The sequence below is a fragment of the Thermoflavifilum thermophilum genome (genome assembly GCF_900116565.1).
Classification (GTDB): Bacteria; Bacteroidota; Bacteroidia; order Chitinophagales; family Chitinophagaceae; genus Thermoflavifilum; species Thermoflavifilum thermophilum.
In genome coordinates this window covers 276353-290179 of sequence record NZ_FPCJ01000001.1, presented here as the reverse complement: position 1 = coordinate 290179, position 13827 = coordinate 276353, and the positions used below count along the sequence as shown (strand labels likewise).

At 45.8% G+C, this 13827-nt stretch carries 16 protein-coding genes; 6 read left to right on the top strand and 10 right to left on the bottom strand.

All coding sequences use genetic code 11. The annotated features are described in order from the left end of the window. The first annotated feature begins 62 nt into the window (after positions 1–62). Genes BM367_RS01190 through BM367_RS01180 form a run of 3 tightly spaced genes read left to right on the top strand, consistent with a single transcriptional unit; the run spans position 63 to position 2132 of the window. On the top strand, positions 63–1040 hold the full coding sequence (locus BM367_RS01190) for a hypothetical protein (RefSeq protein WP_092456570.1): 978 nt from the start codon (positions 63–65) through the stop codon (positions 1038–1040). After that, positions 1037–1630 carry a TrmH family RNA methyltransferase gene (locus BM367_RS01185; protein WP_092456566.1) on the top strand — a complete coding sequence of 198 codons (594 nt, stop codon included), beginning with the start codon at positions 1037–1039 and terminating at the stop codon, positions 1628–1630. The genes BM367_RS01190 and BM367_RS01185 overlap by 4 nt, the downstream gene beginning before the upstream one ends. 19 nt (positions 1631–1649) lie before the next feature. Further along, positions 1650–2132 carry a TlpA disulfide reductase family protein gene (locus BM367_RS01180; RefSeq protein WP_177224060.1) on the top strand — a complete coding sequence of 161 codons (483 nt, stop codon included), beginning with the start codon at positions 1650–1652 and terminating at the stop codon, positions 2130–2132. 2 nt (positions 2133–2134) lie between these two features. Here the strand turns inward: BM367_RS01180 and BM367_RS01175 are convergent, their stop codons facing one another. The 7 genes from BM367_RS01175 to miaB all read right to left on the bottom strand — a co-directional run bounded on the left by BM367_RS01175 (position 2135) and on the right by miaB (position 8825). After that, positions 2135–3094 (bottom strand): YihY/virulence factor BrkB family protein, encoded by a 960-nt coding sequence (locus BM367_RS01175; RefSeq protein ID WP_092456561.1) that lies wholly within the window; start codon positions 3092–3094, stop codon positions 2135–2137. Positions 3095–3161: 67 nt separating this feature from the next. Continuing rightward, positions 3162–4229 carry an endolytic transglycosylase MltG gene (gene mltG, locus BM367_RS01170; protein WP_092456558.1) on the bottom strand — a complete coding sequence of 356 codons (1068 nt, stop codon included), beginning with the start codon at positions 4227–4229 and terminating at the stop codon, positions 3162–3164. Positions 4230–4273: 44 nt separating this feature from the next. Then, positions 4274–4636 (bottom strand): preprotein translocase subunit SecG, encoded by a 363-nt coding sequence (gene secG / locus BM367_RS01165; protein ID WP_092460853.1) that lies wholly within the window; start codon positions 4634–4636, stop codon positions 4274–4276. A gap of 7 nt (positions 4637–4643) precedes the next feature. Beyond that, positions 4644–5501 carry a hypothetical protein gene (locus BM367_RS01160; RefSeq protein ID WP_092456555.1) on the bottom strand — a complete coding sequence of 286 codons (858 nt, stop codon included), beginning with the start codon at positions 5499–5501 and terminating at the stop codon, positions 4644–4646. A 27-nt stretch (positions 5502–5528) separates the two neighbouring features. Next, complete coding sequence (locus tag BM367_RS01155) at positions 5529–6038, bottom strand: LptE family protein (RefSeq protein WP_092456552.1); 510 nt, start codon at positions 6036–6038, stop codon at positions 5529–5531. Beyond that, positions 6031–7299, bottom strand: coding sequence for a sigma-54 interaction domain-containing protein (locus BM367_RS01150; protein WP_092460852.1), 1269 nt, complete (start codon positions 7297–7299; stop codon positions 6031–6033). Before BM367_RS01150 ends, BM367_RS01155 begins: the two co-directional genes overlap by 8 nt. 89 nt (positions 7300–7388) lie before the next feature. Further along, a complete protein-coding gene (gene miaB / locus BM367_RS01145) occupies positions 7389–8825 on the bottom strand; it encodes a tRNA (N6-isopentenyl adenosine(37)-C2)-methylthiotransferase MiaB (RefSeq protein ID WP_092456549.1) in 1437 nt (478 codons plus the stop codon). Between the two features lie 146 nt (positions 8826–8971). On the opposite strand from miaB, the gene BM367_RS01140 reads away from it, so the two are divergent. Continuing rightward, the gene (locus BM367_RS01140; RefSeq protein ID WP_092456547.1) at positions 8972–10258 is read left to right on the top strand and encodes an NfeD family protein; all 1287 of its coding nucleotides are present in this window, start codon (positions 8972–8974) and stop codon (positions 10256–10258) included. Between the two features lie 11 nt (positions 10259–10269). Next, the gene (locus BM367_RS01135) at positions 10270–11040 is read left to right on the top strand and encodes a slipin family protein (protein ID WP_092456545.1); all 771 of its coding nucleotides are present in this window, start codon (positions 10270–10272) and stop codon (positions 11038–11040) included. 83 nt (positions 11041–11123) lie between these two features. Here the strand turns inward: BM367_RS01135 and BM367_RS01130 are convergent, their stop codons facing one another. Both BM367_RS01130 and BM367_RS01125 read right to left on the bottom strand, forming a co-directional pair. Continuing rightward, positions 11124–11837, bottom strand: coding sequence for an outer membrane beta-barrel protein (locus BM367_RS01130; RefSeq protein WP_177224059.1), 714 nt, complete (start codon positions 11835–11837; stop codon positions 11124–11126). Positions 11838–11871: 34 nt separating this feature from the next. Then, positions 11872–12528, bottom strand: coding sequence for a DUF4136 domain-containing protein (locus BM367_RS01125; protein ID WP_177224058.1), 657 nt, complete (start codon positions 12526–12528; stop codon positions 11872–11874). Positions 12529–12767: 239 nt separating this feature from the next. Between BM367_RS01125 and BM367_RS01120 the strand changes: the two genes are divergently transcribed. Beyond that, positions 12768–13166 (top strand): hypothetical protein, encoded by a 399-nt coding sequence (locus BM367_RS01120; RefSeq protein ID WP_092456537.1) that lies wholly within the window; start codon positions 12768–12770, stop codon positions 13164–13166. Between the two features lie 4 nt (positions 13167–13170). Here the strand turns inward: BM367_RS01120 and BM367_RS01115 are convergent, their stop codons facing one another. Then, a complete protein-coding gene (locus BM367_RS01115; protein WP_177224057.1) occupies positions 13171–13824 on the bottom strand; it encodes a hypothetical protein in 654 nt (217 codons plus the stop codon). Positions 13825–13827: the final 3 nt, after the last annotated feature.

Sequence of the window (13827 nt, the reverse complement as noted above, 5' to 3'; positions counted from 1 at the left end):
GTCATTCATTCTATTTTCGCTTATCTTCCTTTTCATAATTTCATTCAATTGTACACTTACACATGCGTAACTTGTTGTCCATCCATGCCGGAAATCTCTTTTTATGCACACTTTTGATTATCGCTGCCTGCCATTCATCTCATCAACCGGCTGCACCTGATCGCCATGCCGCCCGTTTTGCAGATTTGCTGGCATTGTTTCCGCAAAGGCAATTGCCTTATCAGGTCAATCAGGATAGTTTGCACAAACCTTTATCTGATTCCGTGCAGTTATTGCCAGATGTAGTAAAACGTTTCTTCCCGGACAGCATTTGGAAAAATACTTTCCCGAAATCATCTGTACAGGTATTTCCGCTGGCTGCAATGGCCTATGATCGCGGACATTTTCTCGTTATCCGGGTACAGCAGGGGAGCCGCATAGCTGCTTATCTGTGTTATTTTGATCGGAAAGATCAGTTTCATCAGGCCCTTCGTTTATGCTACACATCTCCTGATGCGCAGGCCGATCAATATGAAGGCAGGATTGATAGAAAAGCTGTGATTACCATTGATCATCATATCCATACACCTGATCAGCGCAGCATTTTACGCGAAAATGTATATGCACTCAATCCGGAAGGGAAATTTATCCTGGTCCTTACCAACGCCAACGGAGCGCTGAGCCTGGAAGACGTTTACAATCCCATTGATACTTTACCGACACGTCATGCTTTTTCCGGAGATTATGTGAAAGGAGATATGAGCATTGTTTCTATCCGGGATGGAAAAAATAAACAAACCTTTCGCTTCTTTATTCATTTTTATGATCCTGCAACTCGCTGCGGTGGTGAGCTGGAAGGTACGGGGCGCTTTTTAAACCGCAGTACCGGGACTTTTAAGGATGATAACGGCCCCTGTGCCATAGATTTTCATTTCAGTGCCGGCCGTGTGAGAATTGAAGAAGTAGGTGGATGCGGTGCATACCGGGGCATTCAATGTTTTTTCAATGGCACTTATACCAAAAAGAAATTGCACACCCATCAAGCGCAGATCCACAAATGACGCCAGAACGGATTGCACGAATCAAATCGGTCATCAGCCACAGGCAGTTTGATCTGACAGTGGTGATGGAAAATGTATTTGATCCGCACAATATTTCTGCTGTAATGCGTAGCTGCGATGCAGTAGGCGTGCAGGAACTGTATGTGTTGAATACGCGGATTCCGCCACATAAAAAATGGGGTGCCAAAAGCTCGGCAAGTGCTGCACAGTGGCTTACCATACATACCTTTACTGATGTGCAAACCTGCTTTGCTGCTTTGCGTAAAAAATATCAGAAAATTTATACTACCCATCTTTCATCTACATCTGTTTCGCTGTATGATCTGGATCTTACACAATCCGTGGCGCTTGTTTTTGGAAATGAAGCTGAAGGTGTGAGTGAAGAAGTATGCCGATATGCCGACGGAAATTTTTTGATTCCACAGGTGGGCATGGTAAAATCATTAAATATTTCTGTAGCATGCGCTGTAACTTTGTATGAAGCCTTTCGTCAACGCTGGCAAGCGGGGTTTTATCAGCAGTCAGATCGGTTTCAGCCACAAAAAACAGCATTGGAAAAATTATGGCTGCAGCAAAATGAAAATTCTTAACTTCATAAATCATTTCTGCATGATGAAAAATTGGTTTCTATTCCTGATTGTCATTTGCCTGGGTAAATGGGCAACCGCACAGCAAATCCCGCAGCTCACCAGTGCTCAATTGAAATCTTATACCGAAAAAAAAGATGGTATTTATGTCATCAATTTATGGGCTACCTGGTGCAGGCCTTGTGTGGAAGAATTGCCGGATATCGAAAAAATAGCTGCATCATTACGCGATAAGCCTGTGCATGTCATGCTGGTGAGCCTGGATTATGCAGAGGCCTATCCCAGAACCATTCAGCGTTTTGTAACGCAACATCATTTGCAATCACCTGTTTACTGGCTGAATGAAACAAATCCGAATACAATAAACGAAATTTTAGGTGGACAATGGATGGGTGTGGTGCCAACTACTTTGGTTGTAAACGCCAAAACCGGCTACCGTCGCCTATTTCAGGGGAAAATAACTTCTGACGAATTAACGCGAGCCATTTATCAGGCTATGAAATGAACTTATGTTTTTTCATCTTCTTTTTTCTCTTTTTTATCAAACAATCCCGCCAATCGGATACTCGTATTTAACTCAAAACCCAGTAACAAAATAATGGAATTTAAATATACCCAGATCATCAATACCAGCACGGTACCGATAGAACCATAAATGCGGTTGTAATTATTGAAATGATTGACATAATAAGAAAAGCCCAATGTGGTAACAATCGTTAAAACAGTACTCAGCCAGGAGCCAGGTGTGATAAATTTCCATCGTTGTTCTGTATAAGGACCATATTTGTATATCAAGGAATAAATTGTAAAAAACAAAGCAATAATCAGCAACCATCGCATCACGTTTATGGCCAACCGTACGATTTGGCTATGAATACCGATTATTTCAAAAATATAATTAAGCACGGTCCGTTGTGCAAGAATCAGAATCAGGCATATTAATACCATCAGGATCAGGAGCATTGTAATTTTAATTGCCGTAATCCTGCTTTGCAGAAAACTTCTTTTTTTAAATCCCGGATATGCTTTGTCGAACGACCGCATGATACTCAACACGCCTGTGGAAGAGCTGATAACGCTAAACAGGAAGGAAAAAGAAAGCAATCCTGTTCGCGGTGTGTGCAGAAAATCGTAAATCACGTTTTTTACCAGATGAAAAACCCGTTGATTGGGTGCTATATCCCGCAATAGGTTGTAGATGGTATTTTCAAGTCCCTGTAGTGGGATGTAAGGAAGCAAAGTACAAAGAAAAATAAATGCCGGCGGAATGGCCAGAATAAAGAAAAAGGCTACGGCTGCTGCCCGGTCAAATAATTTGTCACGTATGATTTCGCGAAAGAGAAATTTTAAAACAACATACAAGGAAGTATGGTGTTCATCTGCGAAATAAATTTTTTTTGTCAGACGAACAGCAAGAGGAATTCCGGATGCTTCTGCGATGTGTTGCAGCCAGCTTTTATTTTTCATACACAGAATTTAATATCATGGGCCTTTCACAATGAGGATTGAATTTAGGTATAACCAGTTTATAACCTTACTGGATATGCAAACTATCGAGAGCCTCCTGATATTTTCGGGCATTTTTCAGATGTTCTGCATAGGTACTTGCAAATACATGCGATCCGGAAAAATCGGCTTTGGCGCAAAAATACAGGTAATCTGTTTGTGGTGCATTCAACACAGCATCGATGGTTGCGGGCGAGGGCGTGCAGATGGGGCCTGGGGGCAGCCCTTTGTTTAGATAGGTGTTATATGGAGACCTGACAAGGGTGTATTTGCTATAGATACGTCGGATGGAAAAATCACCCAGTGCAAATTTCACAGTTGGATCGGCCGCCAGTCGCATGCCTTTGCGGAGTCGGTTGATATACACACTGGCGATCAGCGGTTTTTCGGGATTGTGATTGGTTTCTTCTTCTACAATGGAAGCCAGAATGATAACCTCTTGAGGCGTGAGCCCAAGTTTTTGCGCTTCCTGGAGCCGGGTACTATCCCAGAACCGGTTGTATTCCTGCATCATGCGTTTGAAAAATCCTTCTGCCGATGTATTCCAGAAGAAAAAATAAGTGTTGGGGATGATGGCACATAAGGCGGTATTGGTATCCAGTCCGTATTGCCGGAGATATACTTCATCGTCAAGCAGGGTAGTCATGCTCAGGGAGTCGGCTTCCAGGTGATGGCTCACGAGCCGTATCAGATCGGCTTTGGTGCGCAGCTTGGTGATTACCAGCCGCACGGGCGCTTGTTTGCCGGAATATAATACATGTACCAGCTGCAGATTGCTCATGCCAGGCTTTATGGCATAACGACCGGGATGCACATGGTGGGGATAATCCAATTTTCTCGCCAGCCAGTCAAAGTCCTTTACATTGCGCACAATATGCTGCTGCTTTAATTCTTTCAGCACATCGGCATAGGTTGATCCTGTTGGTATGTAGAAATAGGTTTTTTCCCGAAAAGGATAGGTGTTGGGCCGGAATATCCGATAGGCAAAATACATCACAAACAGCAGTGCTGCTCCTGTGAGCCACGGCCATATACGGATGGTGCCGTGTTTATTATTTTTTCTCCGGTTGCCTGAGGAGCGTCGGGGACGTGCCATCGAAATGGTTTAAGCCGAACAGGCTATCTGCAAGCTATGCACATTTATTTACCTCCGGGCGTGTTGCCGGATGGGGTGGTGGGTGCAGGAGCTGGTGCAGATGTGGGAGCTGAAGGCGTTACCGGCATGGTCTGGATAGCTTTTTCTACAGCAGAAGGTTGCTGATTGCCGGTAGCCGACGGACGGGGGATGAAAAAGGCCGAGAACAGGCAAAGCAAACCAATGAGAATAGCCAGCGTCCAGGTTGTTTTTTCCATCACATCCGTTGTACGGCCTGCACCAATCACCTGTGTACCGAATCCACCAAAGGTTCCGGATAATCCTCCGCCTTTTGGGTTTTGAATCAAAACCACCAGTCCCAGCAACACACTGATGATCAGGATGAGAACGGTTAAAAAGATAATCATGAAAAATTCAGATTTGGTTTCGAATTGATGCAATACGTTGTGCAAAATAATCGCTTTTTTCGGGATTGAGCAAGCGCAATTGTTCCAGGATTTCAATTGCTTTTTGCGGTTGGCCTTGCTGCAGCCAGATGTTGGCCATGGATTCGGTAATCACCCGAAAAGAAGGTTCCGTATGGCTTTCAGATGCATCATCATCTTCGCTGGCATCAGGATCGGTGCTATGCAGCGGGCGGCGTGTGCTTCGCAGCCATTCGGTAAAACTTTTCATCTGAGCTGAGGTGGGCTTGTGCAGATCGGCTTCTTCCTCTGCCAAACTAATGCCGGCATAGGCAAAGTAATCACGCGTATAGAGAGGAGCGACCCAGGGGGAACTCAGGCCCTCCTCGGCAGGTTCTTGTCCAGAGTCGGCCTTTGAAGGTGCTGCAGGGACTTCGGCAGATTGCAGGGAGATTGGCGTTTCAGACGCCTCCTGGGCCTCTGGGGCAAGACTCTGTGAAGAAGGTTCGATATTGGCAATGAAAGCCTCAGCTGCAGTTGATTCGGATAATTCAGATGAAGCTGATGAGGAAGCTGCCTGTGCTTCAATGGCCGGTGCCTCCCGAATATCGGCCTCCTGCCTGACATCGTCAAAGGGGGTGTGCAGGTATTGCAAAAACAGGAAAGGATTATCGGCAAACAAGCGGGCACGAGGTAGGGTGGATGCATCTGGACGCGATTGATCCTGCCAAAGCTCTTTTTTAGCCAGCCAGTATCTGGGCAAGGCAAAATAAGGATAGCGTGTAATGGTTTCTTCAATCCGATAGATTTCCACATCGGAAAGAGAATTGGCAGCGAACAGATGCGCAATAATTTTTTCTTCGGTCATATCTGATTGTGAAATTAAAGAATCGGGCTACCAGTTTGAAAAAGCTTTGTTGAAAATATCATCGGTGAGCTGATCATTGATTTTCTGGATCAGCTGATCGGCCACCTGGTCAATCGATTGATTGGCATTGAAATCAGCAAAACGGGAAAAGCTCTGGGTAAAGCTTTTTTTGGGATTCAGGTTATCTTTAAACACCACATTTACCGTGATGGTAAGCCGGTCGGTAGCACTTTGCTCCACATTGGTTACGCCGGAAGTGCTGATGGTGTATCCTGTGATGGCTCCGCTGATATCGTAATCCACGCTATCGGAATTCACCTGGGTAAGATGGGTCTGATTCAGGATTTTATTACGAAGCGCTTCGGTAAACTTCTGGGCTAGTGTGGGATTGACAATGGGTGCACGGTTTTCAAAAAAATGCACGTTAATGGTATGGGCATTGGGATCCACACTGGCGCCAGTAAAGCTGTAGATGCCACATCCGCAGAGTGCGGCAGCCATGCACAAGCCAATGGCGTACAGCAATGTTTTATTCATTGATGTGATATTCTTTCAGTTTACGGTATAAGGTGCGTTCTGATATACCCAGGTCCATGGCAGCATCTTTGCGCTTGCCCCGATGTTTCCGCAGCGCCTTGATGATCAGCTCTTTTTCCTTTTCTGTGATGGAAAGGGATTCTTCCACCTCTTCATGTTCATGGAAGCCACCCTGGCCAGTGGGCAGGTGTGTTTGTTCTGCATGTCGGATGATGATGGGTGAAGTATTCAAAGGAGCAGTACTTGGGGTAATCATGCCGGGCTGAGCATGATGATCAGGACCTACGGGCGAGGCTGCCATTGCATAGCCAGCCCGTTGAAACAGGGTTTCCGGATGCTGAAGCAAATCAAAGAACATTTTCTTCAGATCGTTGACATCCTTTTTCAGGTCAAAAAACAATTTGTAAAGAATATCCCGCTCCGAGGAAAAGTCTTCTGTTTTTTCATGGGTATGTGCCAAAACGGGTAGGTTCATGATTTGCTGGTCTGACAGATATTTGCGCAATTCATCGGCGTTTACTATCCGCTCCTGGCTCAGCACGGAGATTTGTTCGGCTACATTTTTTAATTCGCGCACATTGCCTCGCCAGGGATAGTTGATGAGCAGTTCAACAGCATCGTCGGTAAGTTGTACAGGCGTGGTCCGATATCTTTCGGCGAAGTCAACGGCAAACTTTCGGAACAGCAAGGGTATATCTTCCTTGCGTTCGCGCAACGGGGGCACGCGAATGGGCACAGTGTTGAGCCGGTAGTACAGGTCTTCCCGGAACTTATGCAATTGGGTGAGTTCCAGCAAATCCTTATTGGTAGCGGCTATTACACGTACATCCGTTTTCTGTACGCGTGAAGAGCCCACGCGGATAAATTCACCGGTTTCCAGCACACGCAGCAATCGCGCTTGTGTGCCCAGGGGCATTTCACCGATTTCATCCAGGAAAATGGTACCGCCGTTTACGGTTTCGAAATATCCTTTCCGGGAGTCCACCGCGCCCGTGAAGGATCCTTTTTCATGCCCAAACAATTCGGAATCGATGGTGCCTTCGGGAATGGCTCCACAGTTAACGGCAATAAAGGGATTATGTTTGCGTGCGCTAAGACTGTGAATGATCTGGGAAAATACTTCCTTACCCACACCACTTTCGCCCATGATCAGCACGGTGAGATCGGTGGGAGCCACCTGCATGGCTACCCGCAGGGCATAGTTCAGCGCAGGTGAATTGCCAATAATACCAAACCGGTTTTTAATGCTTTGCAATTCCACGTCGATGCCGGGCATAGGCAAATTGTTTTTAAGTGATTCATATTAACCCATCCGTACATAGAGGGCTTATGCAGGAGGGTTGGGATAATTCATGCGACCATTTCGGGTATGGTTTCTTCCACTACTTCGCCCAACAAGGTGGCAGCGGTACAGCCGGTGATCCGCACGTTTACATACTGCCCTTTTCGATAATGCTTTTTCGGGAAAACAACCATTTTATTTTGATCGGTACGACCACAGAAATCCTGATCACTTCGCTTTGATGGCCCTTCAATAAGTACCGTACGCACTTTTCCTACTTCTTTCTGCATATTTTTAAGAGCCAGTGTGCGTTCCTTTTCCACAATTTCCTGGAGCCTTCTTTTCTTCACTTCCAGAGGCACATCGTCTGTATAGCGCCGGGCAGCCAGGGTGCCGGGGCGTTCGGAATACATAAACATGTAAGCCATGTCGTATTCGCAAATATCCATCAGGCTCAGGGTTTCCTGGTGATCGGCTTCGGTTTCGGTACAGAAGCCGGCAATAATATCGGTGGAAAGGCCGCAGTCGGGAAGGATTTCGCGAATACGTTCCACTTTTTTCAGATAGCCTTCACGGGTGTAGGTTCGGTTCATGAGCTGCAGGATGCGGGTACTTCCGCTTTGCACAGGCAGGTGAATATACTTGCAGATGTTTGGATAACGGGCCATGGTGTACAACACTTCATCGGTGATATCTTTGGGATGGGAAGTGCTGAAGCGCACCCGCAGCCACGGATTGATCTGTGCTACCATTTCGAGCAACTGGGCAAAAGTTGTTGCCTGCTGGGTTTGGGGATCAATCCAGTAATATGAATCCACATTTTGTCCCAAAAGGGTTACTTCCCGATATCCCTGTTCAAACAATTCCTCACATTCCCGAAGGATGGATTGCGGTGAACGGCTGCGCTCACGTCCCCGTGTGAAGGGTACTACGCAAAAGGTGCACATATTGTTGCAGCCGCGCATGATCGACACAAAAGCAGTAACGCCGTTGCTGTTGAGGCGAACAGGGCTGATGTCGGCATAGGTTTCTTCCCGGCTAAGCAATACATTCACCGCTTTTTGTCCGCTCTCAGCTTCTGCAATCAGTGCTGGCAGACTTCGATAAGCATCGGGGCCTACTACCAAATCCACGAGTTTTTCTTCTTCCAGCAGGCGATGCCTGAGCCGTTCGGCCATGCATCCCAAAACGCCCACCAGCATGTCAGCTTTGTTTTGTTTGAGGCTTTTGAATTCCTGAAGTCGTTTTCTTACGGTCTGTTCAGCTTTTTCACGAATTGCACAGGTATTGATGAGCACCAGATCGGCCTGTGCCACATCTGTAGTCAGTCCGTATCCCTGTTCTTTCAAAATGGCCGCCACAATTTCACTGTCGTTAAAATTCATCTGGCAGCCATAACTTTCGATATAACATTTCCGGGAAGATGTGGCAGATGGTTCTTCCGGTTGCAGGGCTGTTCCCTGCCGACTCTCGTCTATCCATTTCGTTGCACCCAACTGATTCATGCGGGACTGTGTTGAACATAGCAAAAATAGCAAATCGCCGGCATGCGACATGCCTTTTCCCGGAAAATGCCGTTATAACTCTTTTCCTGAATCCGCATATGGTGTCCAGGAAAAGAATTTGTATCTTTCCTTTAGAACAGTTAACTATGGGCAGGATTTTTTGGGGGATTTTGTGTGTGATGTTTTTTGTGCCGGGATATGGTCAGCGGGTGCTTTCGCTTACCCTGGACGGAGCCATCAATCCAGCCACAGCACAGTATGTGCACCGGGGTATTGAAAAGGCGGTGCAGATGCGTGCAGAAGCCGTGTTGATTCACCTCAATACTCCTGGTGGATTGCTGGAGTCAACCCGTCAGATTGTGGGAGATATGCTGGACGCATCCGTGCCGGTGATAGTGTATGTAGCTCCGGCCGGAGCGCATGCCGGGTCGGCTGGTGTATTTGTAACCTTGGCAGGCCATGTCGCGGCTATGGCTCCGGGAACCAATCTGGGGGCAGCCCATCCCGTGAGCATGGGCGAGCAGGTGGATAGTGTGATGAATGAAAAAATGACCAACGACGCAGCAGCTTTTATCCGCACCATTGCTGAAAAGCGCCACCGCAACTTCACCTGGGCTGAACAGGCTGTTCGGAACAGTGTATCCATCACAGAAACAGAAGCCTTGCGGGAGCATGTCATCGATCTGATAGCCGATCGCGATGCAGATTTATTGCAACAAGCCGACGGGAGGCGGGTGGCTCTTGCAGCCGGCGATACCGTAACCCTGCACACAGCGCATGCAACGCTGGATCCTTTGCCTATGACCACAACCGAAAAAATCCTGGCCCTGATCAGCGATCCTAACGTGGCTTACGTGTTGCTTTTGTTAGGCATGTTCGGAATTTTGTTTGAACTGTACAATCCCGGTGGGGTGTTGCCGGGTATCATCGGCGTCATCTGCCTTATTGTGGCGTTTTATGCCATGAATGCTTTGCCGGTCAATTATGCAGGTGTGGGGCTCATCATTTTTTCGGTCATTCTTTTTTTACTGGAAATCAAAATTGCCAGTCACGGAGCGCTGGCGCTTGGAGGCATGATCTCCCTGCTGCTGGGTTCCATGATGCTGATTAAGCCCGATTCTTCCTTTGATGTAATCCGGTTGTCTGGATCAGTGATTTTATTTTCCGTGCTGCTTACGGCGTTGTTTTTCTTTGTAGTCATCGGCATTGGCCTGAAGGCACAGCAGTTTAAGCCAGTTACGGGCATTCAGGGCATGGTGGGAGAAAAAGGCATAGCCCTTACTTCATTGAATCCTGAGGGCCAGGTCAGGGTGCATGGTGAACGCTGGAATGCCATTGCAGTGGGAGGTTCAATTGCCGCTGGAGAAATGATTGAAGTCGTGCGGGTAGATAATCTTACTTTGCATGTAAAATCTGTAACCTCGTCATCTTAAATCATACGTATATGCAATCGTTATCTGTATTCACGTTTGTTATCATCCTGTTTATTATCCTGATTTTATTCAATGCCATCAAGATATTGAGAGAATATGAGCGCGCCGTTATCTTCCGTTTAGGCCGGTTGCTTCCCGGCGGAGCCAAAGGACCCGGTATCATTTTTTTGATTCCGGTCATTGATAAAATGGTACGTGTGAGTTTGCGAACCGTTGTGATGGATGTGCCCACACAGGACGTGATCACACAGGACAATGTGTCCATAAAGGTAAATGCAGTTGTGTATTTCCGCGTCATTGAACCAGAAAAAGCAATTGTGGAAGTGGAAAATTATTTGTTTGCCACTTCTCAGCTTTCGCAAACTACACTTCGCAGCGTGATGGGACAGTCAGAACTGGATGAAATTCTTTCCCAGCGGGAAAAAATCAATCAGAAACTGCAGCAGATTATTGATGCGCATACGGCACCCTGGGGTATTAAAGTATCAAATGTGGAAGTAAAGCAAATTGATCTACCCCAGGAAATGCAACGTGCCATGGCCCGCCAGGCCGAAGCTGAGCGCGAACGCCGTTCAAAGGTGATTGCAGCTGAAGGCGAGTATCAGGCTTCGCAACGACTGGCCGATGCGGCAAAAATTCTCAATGAACAACCCAGCGCACTTACGCTGCGTTATCTGCAAACCCTTCGCGAAATTGCTACGGAAAACAATTCAACCACTATATTTCCCGTGCCGATTGATTTGCTGAAACCTTTTATTGAAAAATACCATGAAGGGAAATAATCTGTGTGATTACACAAAGGGCAGAAGAAGCATCACTGTACGGTTCTTCTGCCCTTTGCATTTGCATTAAATCAGAAATCAGGTTATCGCAAACTTGCAAATAAGCCTATTCTTCCAAACCAGTTGCTTACGTTATTAATCCCATTTCGGTTGTAGGGACTATATGCATATCCTGCCTGTATATTCAGCCCCACCGATTGTGATTTGGTGAAAGGTACCTCCAAACCAACTGCAGGCGATACAGCGAATTTCCATCGGTTATCACTTTGCTCATATTCGCCCCACCATTGCTGATAATTAATATTGTTCACACCTACTCCGAGAGACACATATGGATGCAGGGAATGATCAGTTGAAAAGCTGTATTGACCGGTAGCCATGATGGGTATGGATTCAATTACATGTGTTTGCACAGCTGAAATATCACTGCCGGGTTGATGATATACCTGTCTCGGAATTTTCTGATAATAATCCTGGTAACCTCCACTCAAGCCCACGGCCCAGTTGGCATTGATAGGGTATAGTAGGGATGCATACCAACCTCGCGGGCTTACGTTGCCAACAAAATCATGTGCACTGCCAAGTGTGCCTGCCACGTTGTAATTCAAGCTAAACAAAAGCGGATGGCTGTTTGATGTATTCCGATAAGCATATTGATCATTATCATGATAGGGATGATAAGCATGATAATCTCTTGGCGGATAGGGTGGATAAGGTGGATAAAAAACTTGTGCAAATGAACTGATATTGATGACCGCCATCAACAATATGAATCCTATGAATCGTATGTTTTTCATGGTTATTTCTTTTTTCATGGGTTAAACAATAAGTTTAGCTTGCTTTTAAATAGGGTGACTGATCAAAAACAGCCTGTATCTCAGTATCCACTGCCGAAGGATCATCCACGGCTTCACCTCTGATCTGTGCATTCCAGATTACTTTGATCTGATTATTATTATTCGCCGCGTTTTTCAGATCCAGCATATCAATGGTGTAATAGGTCTGGCTAACCTGATAAAAGGTGTAAGTGGGCGGGAAATAATAACTGTATCCATAATAACCCCAGTAAAATGGATCCCAATAACCATACAAAGGATTATCCCAATAACCGGGATAAACAGAAACACCTGTGTATAAATTGCTGACTTTGGTTACGTTGATAGCCAGATCAGGATTCTGGCTTTTATCTACCAGCGTATATCCCCTTGCCTCCATCAGTGAAATGATTTTTTGAATCAGTTCCTGATCGGCAGGCGTAAGTTCCCGGTTATAGCCCTGCGTATTGCTTACCAATGCAACTGAATCAACTATGCTAAATGTTTTGTAGGATGAAAACTGAGCTGTGGTATCATAGTTGGTGATATACAGCCGGGTTTCGTCAATCGAAAGATTATTCATCGGGTCTTTCTGACATCCTGTCCAAATGCCCGTCAGGCTTGCAAAAGCCAGTACGATTAAACCAGGCATTTTCAATCTTTGGCGTATCATATGCATTTGATTTTAGGTGAAAAAAATTCATATTAGCCTTATCAAATTTTATACTTGTGTATGAGCCGTTTTCAATTTATTAAATCAAAATTGTGTTAAATATATATTTGCTCTTTGCATATTTTTATTACATTTCTTTTTTCATTAAAAGTCAGTCCATGTGTAGATTTGTGCGCCCGTTATCAGACGTTCAGAGAAGCATAAATGTTGCAAATGATTTAAAATATTTATAAACATTTATGAAAAACAATCCTTACATCGGTATATTTTTTTCCTTGCTGGTCATTATCTCTGTATTCATGCCATGGGTGTATGTAGCTTCTGCAGGAGGGATGCTGACAGCGATGGACACCGGCACAAGTAATTTGGGCAAGCCAGGAATCTTGTTTCTCTTTTTTGCTTTGTGGATCATCATCAATATGGTTATTAACCGGTTATGGAGCAAACGTGTGAACCTGGTGCTGGGTGCTTTGCTTATAGCATGGATGGTGAGGAATTATATTTTATTCACCCATTGCGAAGATGGCATTTGTCCGGATAAGCGATGGGGGCTTTATCTGAATATAGTGGCCTGCATAGGCTGCTTTTTGTCAATTTTATTTCCGCCTGAAGATTCGCATGTGGCCAGGGGGCATTGACTATTCAAACTACGCTGTGAAAGATATGGCCTGCCAGTGAAGCAGCACCCGATACGAAAAGCAACAGCAGGCTCCATCTCAGTACAAGATCGGTAGATGCACGCATTTGCAGGATGAAACATAGCAAAAAAGATAAGGTTACTGACAACCAGGCAGCATGGGAGGGTGGGGCAATCCAGTAACAACCGACAACCAGTGCACTTCCCGCCAGGCACGCACATAGGGTATAAAGGGCTTCTTTAAGCGCAAGTTGGTGCAATAGCTTGTTGTCAAATATGGCAGGTGCATGTTGAAAAAATTCTTTTTCTTCTTCCCATTGTTGTTTCACCATATCCTGGCTGAGACGTTCGGGCAAGCCCAGATCTGTCAGATATTGGATGGCCTGCTGTAATTCTGATTCGTTGAGCGGAGGCTGAGGACGATACCATTGGACAAAACTGCTGTAACTGCTGATAGCCATCAAAACGGCAAAACACACACCTTCTGTCAGGCCGGCTATCCGGATTCTAAATGAAGGTTGTTGAGCAGCCGCCAGTAAAATCAGAAAAGCAACTGTCAGGCACATGGCTTCAAAAAAAGCCATCTTCGCATGTGAGTGAGAAAAATCTCCCTGCAAATGGGCTGACACCAATCGGGCTGACAACCGTTTCATTTGCATGGA